The organism is Alteromonas sp. H02 (genome assembly GCF_059682525.1).
Window position 1 is genome coordinate 5,447,018 of record NZ_CM185021.1, and the last position, 13,146, is coordinate 5,460,163.

Annotated in this window: 13 protein-coding genes; 8 read left to right on the forward strand and 5 right to left on the reverse strand. The window is 50.3% G+C overall.

Going from position 1 to position 13,146, the window contains the following annotated elements:
• Window positions 1-453 precede the first annotated feature (453 nt).
• Window positions 454-762 (forward strand): DUF6482 family protein, encoded by a 309-nt coding sequence (locus AC566Q_RS25110; protein ID WP_499612300.1) that lies wholly within the window; start codon window positions 454-456, stop codon window positions 760-762.
• Here AC566Q_RS25110 and AC566Q_RS25115 read toward each other — a convergent pair.
• From AC566Q_RS25115 to AC566Q_RS25130, 4 genes are all read right to left on the reverse strand, one after another.
• Window positions 759-2,072 carry an ABC1 kinase family protein gene (locus AC566Q_RS25115; RefSeq protein WP_499612302.1) on the reverse strand — a complete coding sequence of 438 codons (1,314 nt, stop codon included), beginning with the start codon at window positions 2,070-2,072 and terminating at the stop codon, window positions 759-761. The genes AC566Q_RS25110 and AC566Q_RS25115 overlap by 4 nt on opposite strands.
• Window positions 2,073-2,078: 6 nt before the next feature.
• The gene (locus AC566Q_RS25120) at window positions 2,079-2,354 is read right to left on the reverse strand and encodes a hypothetical protein (RefSeq protein WP_279319502.1); all 276 of its coding nucleotides are present in this window, start codon (window positions 2,352-2,354) and stop codon (window positions 2,079-2,081) included.
• Window positions 2,355-2,468: 114 nt separating this feature from the next.
• Window positions 2,469-2,957, reverse strand: coding sequence for a DUF6702 family protein (locus AC566Q_RS25125; RefSeq protein ID WP_499617618.1), 489 nt, complete (start codon window positions 2,955-2,957; stop codon window positions 2,469-2,471).
• A 22-nt stretch (window positions 2,958-2,979) separates the two neighbouring features.
• A complete protein-coding gene (locus tag AC566Q_RS25130) occupies window positions 2,980-5,430 on the reverse strand; it encodes a M1 family metallopeptidase (RefSeq protein ID WP_499617620.1) in 2,451 nt (816 codons plus the stop codon).
• Between the two features lie 288 nt (window positions 5,431-5,718).
• Here AC566Q_RS25130 and proB point away from each other — a divergent pair, with 288 nt between their 5' ends.
• From proB to AC566Q_RS25155, 5 genes are all read left to right on the forward strand, one after another.
• Window positions 5,719-6,822 carry a glutamate 5-kinase gene (gene proB, locus AC566Q_RS25135; RefSeq protein WP_105934907.1) on the forward strand — a complete coding sequence of 368 codons (1,104 nt, stop codon included), beginning with the start codon at window positions 5,719-5,721 and terminating at the stop codon, window positions 6,820-6,822.
• Between the two features lie 79 nt (window positions 6,823-6,901).
• Window positions 6,902-8,152, forward strand: a complete 1,251-nt coding sequence (locus tag AC566Q_RS25140) for a glutamate-5-semialdehyde dehydrogenase (RefSeq protein WP_499612304.1) — start codon at window positions 6,902-6,904, stop codon at window positions 8,150-8,152.
• A gap of 100 nt (window positions 8,153-8,252) precedes the next feature.
• Window positions 8,253-8,690, forward strand: a complete 438-nt coding sequence (locus tag AC566Q_RS25145) for an acyl-CoA thioesterase (RefSeq protein WP_105934901.1) — start codon at window positions 8,253-8,255, stop codon at window positions 8,688-8,690.
• Complete coding sequence (locus AC566Q_RS25150; protein WP_499612306.1) at window positions 8,690-9,619, forward strand: D-2-hydroxyacid dehydrogenase; 930 nt, start codon at window positions 8,690-8,692, stop codon at window positions 9,617-9,619. The genes AC566Q_RS25145 and AC566Q_RS25150 overlap by 1 nt, the downstream gene beginning before the upstream one ends.
• Before the next feature lie 262 nt (window positions 9,620-9,881).
• The gene (locus AC566Q_RS25155; protein ID WP_499612308.1) at window positions 9,882-10,925 is read left to right on the forward strand and encodes an IS110 family RNA-guided transposase; all 1,044 of its coding nucleotides are present in this window, start codon (window positions 9,882-9,884) and stop codon (window positions 10,923-10,925) included.
• Window positions 10,926-11,599: 674 nt separating this feature from the next.
• Here the strand turns inward: AC566Q_RS25155 and AC566Q_RS25160 are convergent.
• Window positions 11,600-11,875 carry a hypothetical protein gene (locus AC566Q_RS25160; RefSeq protein WP_499612310.1) on the reverse strand — a complete coding sequence of 92 codons (276 nt, stop codon included), beginning with the start codon at window positions 11,873-11,875 and terminating at the stop codon, window positions 11,600-11,602.
• Between the two features lie 152 nt (window positions 11,876-12,027).
• Here AC566Q_RS25160 and AC566Q_RS25165 point away from each other — a divergent pair, with 152 nt between their 5' ends.
• Complete coding sequence (locus tag AC566Q_RS25165; RefSeq protein ID WP_105934985.1) at window positions 12,028-12,531, forward strand: RNA polymerase sigma factor; 504 nt, start codon at window positions 12,028-12,030, stop codon at window positions 12,529-12,531.
• A complete protein-coding gene (locus AC566Q_RS25170; RefSeq protein ID WP_105934986.1) occupies window positions 12,524-13,117 on the forward strand; it encodes a hypothetical protein in 594 nt (197 codons plus the stop codon). Before AC566Q_RS25165 ends, AC566Q_RS25170 begins: the two co-directional genes overlap by 8 nt.
• Window positions 13,118-13,146: the final 29 nt, after the last annotated feature.

Here is a 13,146-nt window from a genome sequence, read left to right on the forward strand (position 1 = left end):
TTTTGCAAATCTTTTCGATTATGAAAACTCACTTGCTGCGCTCATATTTATTGAATACAGGACTTGGCAGCAAGAGTAAACCGTTAACAGGTACGATTTATACCAATCCCCATAGGAGTTTACTCTCTCAGAGTGAGTCAAAACGACTTAGATCACGACGCGTTCTCTGTGGCATAGTCAATCTATGTCCAAAGGGCGCAACACAGATGTAAGTCGTTTTGGCCACTCCCTTCGGGCAAGGCTGGCAGGCTTTCTGGCGTTGTTACGCTTGCTTGATTTGGAGCCACCAAACCTGTGCAACCAAGCCTAGCCAGAAAGCCTGACAGTCTTGCTGAGTGGACAAACTCCTATGGGGCTTGGTATTTATAGATGCTTTGGGGGTAATTTGGTTCACTTCATCCTTTCTTTACTTTCCTGCGTACTAAAAGACGAATTACTGATTTCGGAGTGTTTATGCACAAGTTTATGAGTAGCGATATTGAAAAAGGCCCGCTGGAAATCGAGAACCTGGAAGTTCAGTCGTACGAAATGAATGTCTATCTGGTCCAGCTAACCATCGATGGCAATACCGGCCTGGTGTTTAGTGATAAGGACCAGCCCATGCGGTTTTACAGTGCCGGCCATATTCGTGAATTTTTCGCCCATTGTGAGGTGGACCACTCATTTATGACCCACGATACGCCGTATGATGAAATGATCGGCAACCCGCCAAAAGCCAAGCACTCCATGGCACTGCCCTTTAGTATGGATTTACCTTATTAAAGCCACTTCGCGGCGGCCTCGCGCAAATCCACCTGCGTATTCAGGCGTTTAGCCAGTAAATACAGGCCGCCAAGTTTGCGATGGATAAACACCGCGTCTATGGGCGGTACATGCCAGAAGTCCTGCTCGAAGCTAAGCGCCATGCCTGCTGATTGTAAACGTCCCAACAGGTCGCTGTTGCCAAAGTCATAGGCCCCGTCACAGTACAATGCCTCACAAGCCAGACGCCCCATGGCCAGCACGCTGGCTTGTTGTTCCTCGGTGTGAGTCTCCTGCATTAAGCCAATAGCTAATGCGGCTTCGGCCACACCAGGCATATCCTCTTCGGCCATACAGCGAAGTAGCTGTAAGTAGCCGTCAGAAATAGCCGCTGGGATTTCCCGGCAGGCTCCGAAATCCAATAAGGCGATCTGCTGCGAGTCGGGCATGTAGCGATAGTTTGCCATGTTCGGGTCGCTCTGGATAAGCCGGAAGGCAAACACCTCATCAAAGAACAGCCTGAACAGCTCCGTCATCAGATGATTACGCACTGTCTGTGGTTGTTCGTTAAGTGCTTCGACAGGGCTACTGATAATATGCGTCATCGCCAGTACAGTAGGCGTGCTGAGCGCTGCATACACCTCGGGTACCACAAAACTGTCAAAATCTGCTGCTGCCTGCTGGTAGCGGGTCATCATTTCCGCTTCGCGAACATAGTTAGCTTCATCATGCAGTTGCAGTTTGGCTTCGGCCAGCAGCGGCCTGATATTAAAGGAGCCAGGCAGCAGGCCGGAAAGTTTAATAATACTGGCGACATTGTCTACGTCGCTGTCGATACTATTACCAATGCCCGGATACTGCACTTTGACCGCCAGCGTTTCACCCTGCATGGTAATCACCTTGTGAACCTGGCCAATGGAAGCCGCCGCAATGGGCGCATAGGAAAAATACAGCAGCTTGTCGAACCAGCCTGTGCCCCAGGCTTCGTCGAGCACTTGTTGCAATTGCTCTTTGGGCATCGGGTCGGCGTCTTCCCGCAGGCGAGCTAAAATGGCGCTGAGTTCAGGCGGTAGCAGCTCGCCGCTGTCCATGGAAATGAGCTGGCCCAGTTTCATGGCGGCCCCTCGCAAAGACGCCAACTGGTCGGTAATGCGCTGAATATTTTTAGGGGTGAGAACCAGATCTGATAAAACCGGCCGTTGGCCTGAAAGCAGCTTGGTGGTGCCGTTAGAAATAACGCTACCGGCAATTTTGGTGGCCAGCGTACCGATCCGCGAAAGCCTGGCTATGCGTGAGCTGGGAACGGGTTTATTTTTCGGGGGCTGGCTCATACACCCTTAAACGAATTGCGATATAAACTGGATCAGCATGCCGGCGGCGCTGCCGAAACCAAAACCAAACCAGCCGTTTTTGCCCAGGTAACGGGCCAGTGAGGCGCCGAAAATACCGCACCATAGCATGCTACCGTAAATGGCCATTAAGCCTGTGCCCATGCCACTGTCTGGTAAGAACATCATTACAATAATGGTAAGCGCCATGGCACCGGATAAAATTACCCAGATAACGTTTTTCTTTTTTGCTTCGGGGGTGTCGGCGTGGTTGGTGTCGGTCATTCAGATTGCCCTGTCATTGTTTTGAGCATCATGACCATTTACGCAGGTCAGGTCAAATGCGACCTTGGTCTGAATAAAAAGTACCGCAAAGGTTCCTGCGGTACTTAGAATTAATTAAAAGTGGACTTCCAGTAATTCAACACTGTCGGTAAAGGTCAGTGTTTTTAAATCGCCGTTGCCTTCCACATTAATAGTATTCACTTGCTCCGGCCATAAGTCCCGCAACGCATCGTGGCGAATTTGCAGGCCTTCCAGTGCAGGGGGTTGGGCAGTTTCCTGATATATCCAGAAATGCTTGCCTTCTACCTCAAAACCCACCAGGTTAAGCGGCAGTGAGTCATTCTGAGCATTAAACAGCACAAAGCGATTCGAGACATAGCGGGCAAACTGGGTTTGCGTTTCCTTGTCATCCAGAATATCGGCAGTTTTCCTGAACAGCGCTTTAACGGCGTGCTCTGCATCATGCAGGTTAAACCGGTGCATGATTTCGATGTTCTCAGTGCGCGGATTAAATAACACCGTTGTGATGGCGATTTTTTGCTGATGTGCCACAGCCTGACCACAGGCCATAAAGAACAGCAGGGCATAAAGCCCTGCCTGCATGACACTTTTTACTCGATTGAGTTTAGTTGTCATCACCTTCTTTCTTCTCGCCGTCTTCGTCTTCGTCGGTTTTCAGCTCAGTTTTGATATCCTGCATGATATCGCGACGAGCACCAGTTGTTGAGCGCTTAGACTTGTACGCTTCGATCCGTGAAGGAATGATTTGACGCGGGTAGTGGTTGTTTTCCACATCAACGTCAGCCGTTTCCCAGCGCGGGTCAACGGTTACGCTTACCAGCTCTTTATCTTTGTCGGTCACCACCAGTTTGCTAACAGCCTTAGGGGTACGACGCCAGATTTCAGCCGGAATACGCATCATTTCCTTGGTACCGTCGGCAAAGGTCATTTCCAGAATAATTGGCATTACCAGACCGCCCACGTTAGAGAACTCCATCACGTAGTAGTTTTTGTCTTCTTCGATAGCACGTTCAAAGGCTTTACGTTCCCACGGCTCAAGCTTTTTCAGCCAGCTTTGGTACTTATTACGCTCTTTGTTAGTTACCGTAAATTGATCGTTTTCGTCGTAGAAGTCGGTGATATCAGGGAAGCGTTCTACCCACAGTTTACGGCCTTCTTCTTTATTACGTTCAACGGTCAGCGACATAGGCTTGTCTTTTTCGAACTGACGCTCACGGGCATAATCGATATCCGGATCTTCAGTATCCAGACGCAGCTTGTACACTTTGTCCAGTGAGATATCCACGTGATCAGTAGTGTAGAACCAGCCACGCCAGAACCAATCCAGATCAACGCCTGACGCTTCTTCCATGGTGCGGAAGAAATCAGATGGCGTAGGACGCTTAAACATCCAGCGCTGGGCGTATTCTTTAAAGGCAAAGTCAAACAGCTCACGACCCAGGATAGTTTCGCGCAGAATGTTCAGGGCAACCGCTGGCTTGGTGTAAGCATTCGGACCTAAACGCAGTACCGAATCAGACTGGGTCATGATTGGTACCTGAGTTTGTGACTTCATGTAACCTGTCACGTCGCGCGGCTCAACTCCCCATGGAATGTCTGGATCCCATTCGCGACCGGCAACGCCGTCGAGGAAGCTGTTTAAGCCTTCGTCCATCCAGGTCCACTGACGTTCGTCAGAGTTTACGATCATTGGGAAGTAAGTGTGACCCACCTCGTGAATAACCACGCCGATCAGGAAGCGCTTCTCAGCCAGTGAGTAAGTGCGAGAGCCATCGTCCTGTAATTCAGTGCGTGGGCCGTTAAAAGTGATCATGGGGTATTCCATGCCGCCCACCGGACCATTTACCGACTGCGCTGTTGGGTACGGGTAGTTAAAGGTAAAGCGGTTGTACACTTCCAGCGTATGCACGATAGACTCAGTAGAATATTTCTTCCACAGATCGCCACCTTCTTTCGGCCAGAAAGACATCGCCATTACGTGCTTCTGTGGACCACCCTGCTTAACGCCTTTGGCATCCCACATAAACTTACGTGAAGAGGCCCAGGCAAAGTCACGAACGTTGTCGGCTTTGAAGTGCCAGGTCTTGGTATCGCTGGTGCCTTCTTTTTCGTTTTCCAGCGCTTCTTCTGGTGTAACGATGAAGACCGGACGGTCAGCATCTTCGGCTTCTTCCATGCGCTCGCGCTGTTCACTGGTCAGCACGTCTCTGGGGTTTTGCAGCACACCGGTTGAAGACACGATATGGTCAGCAGGTACGGTCATGGAGACTTCGTAATCACCGAATTCCAGGGTAAATTCACCGCGACCGATAAATTCTTTGTTAGTCCAGGCTTCGTAATCGGTGTAAGCCGCCAGACGCGGGAACCACTGAGCCAGCAGGAAAATATCGTTGCCGCCTTCACGTTCGTCATCCGGGAAATGCTCGTAACCAGAACGGGCTGATACTGCATCTTCTTCAACAATGTTGTAGCCAAAGTCGATGTTTAATTCGGTTTTCTTGCCCGGCTTTAATGGCTCGGCCAGGTCAACACGCATCAGCGTACCAACAATCACGTAGTGCAGTGGCTTACCACGACCGTCGGTGACTTTTTTGATTTGGTAGCCCAGTTCGTTGTCGTCAACAAACTGCTGGCGACGAATGGCGCCCATGGATAATTTGGCTGGCGAACTGCCAGAAGCGGCAGAAGTTGCTGGGCCACGGTTACCAATACCACCAAAGGTAGTGGTCAGTGCCGACATGGAGTCGTCACGGAATTTGTTCTGGTCCAGTTGGATCCACAGGTATTTCAGCGTATCCGGCGCATTGTTGTGATAAACAATTTCTTCGCTGGCATCAATGCGACGCTTTTCTTCGTCCAGCGTCACATCAATATCGTAGTCAACTTGCTGTTGCCAGTACTGGTGGCCCGGTTCACCGGCGGCGTTACGATAAACGTTTGGTGTGGGTAACACTTCTTCCAGTTGGCGGAACTTATCCTCAAAATCACCTTTGGTTTGCTTGATTGCACCATCAGCAAAAGCTGGCGTGGCTGACATAATCGACAGCACTGGCATCAACCAAACTAACTTCGGCATACGCTTACTCATAGGTATTCCTTCGTCGTTAAGTGGAAAATGGCTCAGATTGACGAGAAGGAATTCCTTAACGCATCGTCACCTATATTTATTAGAAGATACATAGTTTAATTCTAATACGGTGAAATTTGCCAGCGATTGACCGTAAATAGCCAAAAACTGAACGCAAACACAGCTTCACAGGGCAAGATATTCATGGTTTTTTTGTTTGTTTTGTGGGCGCGTTGTAATATTCTTAACACCCCGTTTATCTATCGATTTCTCCAGATGAGTACATTTTCCTGGCAACGCGCTGTTATCAAGATAGGAAGCGCTCTGATTGCGCCAGACGGACAGCGATGCAGTGGCCGGTACTTACTTCCCATAGCGCGATTTATCAATGCCAGCCGTGAGGCGGGAAAAGAAGTGATTTTGGTGTCTTCAGGCAGTGTTGCCGCCGGAAGAGCTAAAATTCCGGTCAATCACGTGGCATCCATCGCTGAAAAGCAGGCCATGGCGGCCATTGGCCAGATTGATATGATGGCTAACTGGCAGCGTTTTTTTGATTTTCCCTGTGCCCAGGTGCTGCTGACCTATGACGATCTGCACGACCGTACGCGCTACGTAAACATCAAAAATACCATTCGTGAATTACTCAATCACCAGGCACTGCCTATCGTTAATGAAAACGACACCGTGGCAGTCAATGAACTGAAAGTGGGTGATAACGACAATCTGGCGGCCTACACCGCACTGGTGGGCGGCGCCGATACGTTGATCATTTGTTCCGACATTGATGGCCTGTACAGCGCAGACCCGCGTAAAAATCCCGACGCGACGCTCATTCCCGAAGTGGAAAATATTACCCCGGATATTTATGCCATTGCCGGCGGCGCCGGTACGTCAGTAGGTACCGGCGGGATGCGAACCAAAATCGAAGCCGCCGATAAATGCACCCGCAGTGGTATTCAGACACTGATTGTTAACGGCCGCAATGGAACGGTTTTTGATGCCTTGCACGAAGGGCAACTACCGGGCACGCTGTTTAAAGCGCAGCAGTCGCAGAAAACCGCTCGCCGTTTATGGCTCGAACACACGTTAAAAACCCGTGGACGCATTGAGGTAGATGAAGGCGCCAAAAAAGCCCTGGTTGATAAAGGTGCATCATTACTGCCATCGGGTGTGGTGGAAGTAAGTGGTCACTTTAGTCCTGGCGACGCGATCGAAATTCACTGCGGAAAACAGGTGCTTGCTAAAGGTATTGCGCTGTATGGCGCGCAGGAATTGCGACAAATCAAAGGCGCTAAGAGCGCACAGATCAATACTATCCTGGGCTATGACAGTGGCGAAGTGATTGTCCATCGGGATGATTTAGTGCTATTTAAGCCCTGAGACATTGTGCAGCGTACCGCTAATGACTGCGCCCCAGCACTGCTACAATTAACTGATCTGTTAAGCAAAGGGAGTCGGTATGAGTTTTTCAATTCGCAAAGCCGCCAGTGAGGCAAAAGTGGCCGCCAGACAGGTTGCCCGTTTGAGTGGCGAGCAAAAACGCGCTGTTTTAATGGCCATCAGTAAGCATCTGGTGAGTCAGGTGAGTAATATCTTAAGCGCCAACCAACTCGACCTGGAACATGCTAAAACAGTAGGGCTGGATGCCGCTATGGTTGACCGCTTAACCCTTACCGAAGAGCGGGTGATGGGCATTGCCAGTGCGGTAGCCTCTATTGCAAACCAAACCGATCCGGTGGGCGAAATCAAAGCGCTTAAAACCATGGCCAGTGGTATTCAGGTGGGCAAAATGCGCATCCCGCTGGGCGTCATTGCGATGATTTATGAATCACGGCCCAATGTTACCATCGATGCCGCGACGCTGTGCTTCAAGGCGGGCAATGCGGTGATCCTGCGCGGCGGAAAGGAAGCGCTGCACTCTAACCTGGCGCTGGCAGCCTGTATTCACCATGTGCTGCGCGAATTTGATATTGATACGGCGGCAGTTACGGTGATCCCCGACCCGAATCGTGAGATCATGAATAAACTCATGACCTTAAAAGAGTATATCGACCTGATCATTCCCCGAGGTGGTGAAGGCTTAATTGAATACGTCAGCGAGCGCAGCCAAATACCGGTGATTCAGCACTATAAAGGGGTTTGCCATTTGTATGTCGACAAAGACGCCGACCTTGATCAGGCCCTGGGGCTGCTGGAAAACGGTAAAACCCAACGTACCGGCGTGTGTAACGCGCTGGAAACCTGTTTAGTCCATCGCGCAGTGGCCGATACGTTTTTGCCCCGGGCGGCAGCCATGCTCAAGCAACATAACACCATGATCCACGCCTGCGACTCGTCGATTGGCCATTTTGCCGAGGCGATTTCGGCTACCCATGCCGACTGGCAGGCTGAATACCTGGCCATGGAAATTGCCGTACGGGTGGTAGATAGTTACGAAGACGCCGTTGCTCATATTACCGAGTACGGCTCCGGTCATACTGAAGTCATTGCCACGCAAAACTACACCACGGCCAACGCGTTTATCCGGGATATTAATTCTGCCGTGGTGATGGTGAACGCGTCTTCGCGGTTTTCTGATGGCGGTGAACTGGGACTGGGGGCTGAAATTGGTATCTCGACCAGTAAATTGCATGCCTATGGTCCCATGGGCGCTGAATCGCTTACCACCGAAAAGTTTGTGGTACTCGGACAAGGGCAGACCCGGGCGTAAACGTGGTTTAATCTCAACCATAAATGGCGTAGTGTTATATTTTTCGCGGCAGACGTTGTGTCTTCGTTGCCAGACAGTCAATAAAGGATGAAAGAGTATTATGACGGATATTACCCCGTCCCTCAGCGATTACCCTTACCAGGTGACATTGCCAACCCGTTGGCAGGATAATGATATCTACGGCAATGTGAATAACGTGGTGTTCTACAGCTTTTTTGATACCGCGGTAAACCGCTTTTTATGTGATGAAGCGGGGATGGATTTTCGTACCAGTCCGGTAGTGGCTCACGTGGTGAGTTCACAGTGTCAGTTTATTTCCCAGGTTGCCTATCCGGAAGACGTGGATGTGGGTGTTCGGGTTGCTAAAATCGGCCGTAGCTCGGTAACCTACGGGGTGTCTATTTACGCCGGTACCAATGAGCGTCGGGTGGCCCATGGTCAGTTTGTGCATGTCTTTGTCGACCGCACGACCGGCCGTGTTGTGCCTGTTCCGGCGCGAACCAAGTCGGCTCTGGAACGCATTATCGAGTCGTTATAATGCGGGCGGTTGTACTCGACAGTGATTCGCTGGGATCCGATCTTACCCTCAACGAATTTGAATCATTACCCGTAACTCTTACCCGTTACCCGACCACCACTCCCGAACAGGTTATCGAGCGTATTCGCGATGCCGAAATTGTGCTGGTGAATAAAGTCGTTCTCAATGCTGACGCATTAGGTCAGGCTGAAAAACTGCGCTATGTGGGTGTGCTCGCCACAGGCACCAATAATGTGGATACCGAATACTGCCAGCAACACGGAATTACGGTTAACAATGTCGAAGGCTACGGCACCGATTCGGTTGCGCAGCACGCCATGATGCTGTTGCTGAATCTGGCCACCTCGTTTGTGCCTACCATGCAACAGGTTAAACAGGGAGACTGGTCGCGCTCACCGTTCTTCTGTTTGCTGGATAATCCGGTAATGGAACTGGCCGGTAAACATCTGATTATTGTTGGTTATGGGACGCTTGGGCAACGCTTTGCAGAGCTGGCCCGCGCGTTTGGGATGAAAGTCTCGGTAGCGGCAAGGCCGGGAACGACCTCTGCTGAGCGCAGAGCGCTGGATGATTTACTCCCGGAAGCGGACGTAGTGAGTTTACATTGCCAGTTAAGCGCCCAAACCGAAAAGCTGATCAACGCCGAACGACTGGCCTTAATGAAGTCCTCAGCCTTACTTATTAACACGGCCCGTGGCGGCCTTATTGACGAGGCGGCACTGGAAACAGCGCTCAATGAGGGGCAGATTGCCGGGGCCGCGCTGGATACTTTATCAGTTGAGCCCCCTCCGGCGGATCATCCCCTTTTACAGCTTGGTTTACCCAACCTGCTGATCACGCCACATTCTGCCTGGTCTGCCAAAGAGGCTCGCCAGCGTTTGTTACAAATTGCTGCTGAGCGTCTGCAAGGGTTTATCGAGGGTTGCTAAACGGTTATCAAACCTTGGCAAAGTATTAAGCTACATCCCGTTATACCGGAAAGTGCGAATGCGTCAATCCAGTATCTGACCCCCGTCTTACCGGAAGATGCGAATACATCTATCCGGTATCTCCCAAAAAGTTTTACACACTCAATAAGATTGTTTCAGGTAGCCAGGCGGTTAAGGAGATCCCGGCTCGAAGGCCGATGTATGGACTCCTCCCCCGAAGGAGGATAGGTTATTTCTTCCACAAAAAAACCGGAGTCCATACATGTATCAAGATAACGTAATTGCCCTGGATTTAGCAAAAAATGTTATTCAGGTTTGTATTTTAGATAAGCAAAACCAAGTTAAAACCAATCGAGAGTTACGCCGTCAGCAGGTGCCTGGCTGGTTAGCCAAACAAGCGCCATCTGTTGTTGCCATGGAAGCCTGTGGCAGTGCCCATTACTGGGCGAAGCAGGCGCGCGCTTTAGGCCATCAGCCCGTACTTATTTCAGCCCGCTTCGTGAAAAAGTTTGTTGAGGGCCATAAAACCGATAAAAATGATGCGGTAGCGATTGGTATTGCCGTGCGACAACCTAACGTAAAACCGGTGGCCATAAAAAATAATGACCAGTTGGCACTGCAAGCACTCGAGAAAATGCGTAAGCATTATCAGGATATCGCGATTGCCACCAGTAACCTTATCCGTGCCATCGTGTTTGAGTTCGGCCTTGTGATACCACAAGGAGAAAAAGCCTTCCGGGAGCGTATCCCCGATATCCTGGAAGATGCCGAGAATGAGCTACCCATGATGCTTCGGGGACCGCTTCATCAACAATATCAGTTCTGGATAAGTTTAAAGCAACAAGTCAGGGAGGCTGAAAAGCAGCTCCGTGCTCAACTAAAAACACATGAGCAATGTAATGAATTACAGAAGCTCGATGGCGTGGGCCCGGTCAATGCCTTAAACCTGTACCTCGCACTCGGAACGCGAGGTGAAGCCTTTAAGAACGGCCGGGAGGCGGCAGCCTGTATTGGCCTGACGCCCAAACAGCACAGCAGCGGTGGCAAAGTCGTCATGCTGGGGATTAGCCAACGCATCGCCAAGAAGCAGCTCAGGGCCAATCTTATTCAGGGCGCGCTGGCAAAAATAAAAGTCGTCGCCAAACGTCCACCGAAAAATACCCGCGAAGTCTGGATGAAGCAATTAATAGAGCGACGAGGACTACGGCGAGCCGCCGTGGCATTAGCCAATAAAACCGTCAGGATGGCCTGGGCCATGGTGCACTACCAACAGCCCTATCAAGCCCCTGACTCTGTAGCAATTTAGCCAGGTTCTGCAATACCAGTAATGCGACGTTAATCAGGTCAGACCGTCCCCCAAGCGCCTGTTCATCCCGGCGGTTGGAAAAACCTTAAAGCCGTAAAAGGCATGGGGGAGCGAGCACATCAATGGACAAGGCTAGCTACCTGATAAGAGTCCGAATATAAGCACGCATCTCACACCTGATAGCATCGCAAAATAGGTATTGCATGACAAGAGGAGTCCATATACGGGATGACGAGGTTAAATTTGGCCGGTATGACAGAAAAATGAGTGCCCTATGGGAATTTCCACCTTACCGTCTTCCCGGAAGTTTCGTAGAAACTATCCGGGATCTCCTGAGTAGTGTTGCTCACTCAACAAGGTTGTTTGAGGGAGCCAGGCGGTTAAGGAGATCCCGGCTCGAAGGCCGGGATGAAGAGGTTAAATTGGGCCGGTATGACAGAAAGGTGAGTGCCCTATGGGAATTTTCACCTTACCGTCTTCCCGGAAGTTTCGTAGAAACTATCCGGGATCTCCTGAGCAGTGTTGCTCACTCAATAAGGTTGTTTCAGGGAGCCAGGCGGTTAAGGAGATCCCGGCTCGAAGGCCGGGATGACGAGGTTAAATTTGGCCGGGATGACGAGGTTAAATTGGGCTGGGATGATGAGGTTAAATAGGGCCGTGATGACGGCTCTTTTTTACCGGCACAACTTACTTAATTCCTGATTTAGCTCATACGAAGGTTCGGTAACGATTTTCTCCAGCACTGCGATACGCTCTTTTAAGGCCGCAATTTCAGCGTCTTTTTGGGCGGAGGTTTGCGAGTTTGCCTGCTCTGTTTTCTTAAACGGATTTACTGGCTTGCCGTAAAACCAGGCGCTTAGCTGCCATTGATATTTGGCATCCAGGTAATGACAAAATAAACCCAGGCCAAGCATGGCTGTTACCAATAAAATTATCTCTGTATGTGTCATGGTGATTTCCTCTGTAAGTACTAACCAAATGGCGTTGTTACCGGTATAGTCATGAGCCATTAAAAAAAATTACACAACAGTGTTATTTTTTTTGCCTAGGGCAGACTAAAAGAAGTAAGCAAAGTCATTTAACCTTTCATACCAGGATTTTTGTGCACAAGGACTTTAAGCAAATACTCGCTGAACATCAGGCCCTGTTGAGTCGCGTAGCGTCGAGCTACGAGGCCAATGAGTCCGTGCGTCAGGAGCTGTTGCAGGAAATAGCGCTGGCAGTATGGCAAGGGTTAGAGCGCTTTAATGGCGACGCCAGTCTGAAAACTTACATCCTGAAAATTGCCCATAACCGGGCAGTGACTCACGTGAGTAAAGAAGTTAAGAATCGCGATCTGAGTCAGCCGGATGACGACGATATCGTTGGTACAGCAGGGGCGATTGATGAAGAACCTGAATATGTGGCGGCTCGCAGTCGGCAGGTGACCTCTCTGTTGGAAGCCATTCGTACCCTGCCGGTTACCATGCGTCAGGTAATGACACTCACCCTGGAAGGCCTCAGCTATCAGGAAATTGCCGAAGTGTGTGGCTTAACTAAGAATCACGTTGGTGTATTACTGCAGCGGGCGAAAACCACGCTGCAGCAGAGGATGAACCATGAATAACGAAAAACCAGAGCAGGATTTAACCGCACTCTGGCAACAGCAGCCAGTGAGTGAAATCGATCTGAGCGATGTAACCCGGCGCCTCAAGCATCAGCAACGCCTCCAGCGCTGGTACATTGTTTCAGATTTCACGGGCTTTTTAATTGGCCTTGGGATGCTTATTTACAGCTGGGAAAAGCTGCCGTTATATATGGCCCTGGTATTGTGCTCCGTTATGGTATGTGGCGGTATATATACTGGCTTTGTTATCTGGTTGCGTCGGCATGCCGTACTGGCCTCGTTTGAAGATACCAGTCATTACCGCGAAACGTTAAAAAAGCAATATATCAGTAATCAGAGAATTGCGCGGATCACCCTGCATTCTGCCTGGAGCAGTGAATTAATATTATTGGTTATATGGGGAATTGCTGCCGTGGTTGGCGATCTCAGCTGGGAGTCGTTTGTGGATAAAGGCGGTGTGGCCACCTTTATTATAATCAGTGTGCTGATGGCCGGATTTGGCTACTGGGCGTACAAGCGGGAGCAGAAATTTAAACAGGAATATGCGCGACTGGTCAGTCAGGAGCAAAACGACTTGTTCCCTTAGGCGTGCAGGCCTACACTGCCCGCTCTTTT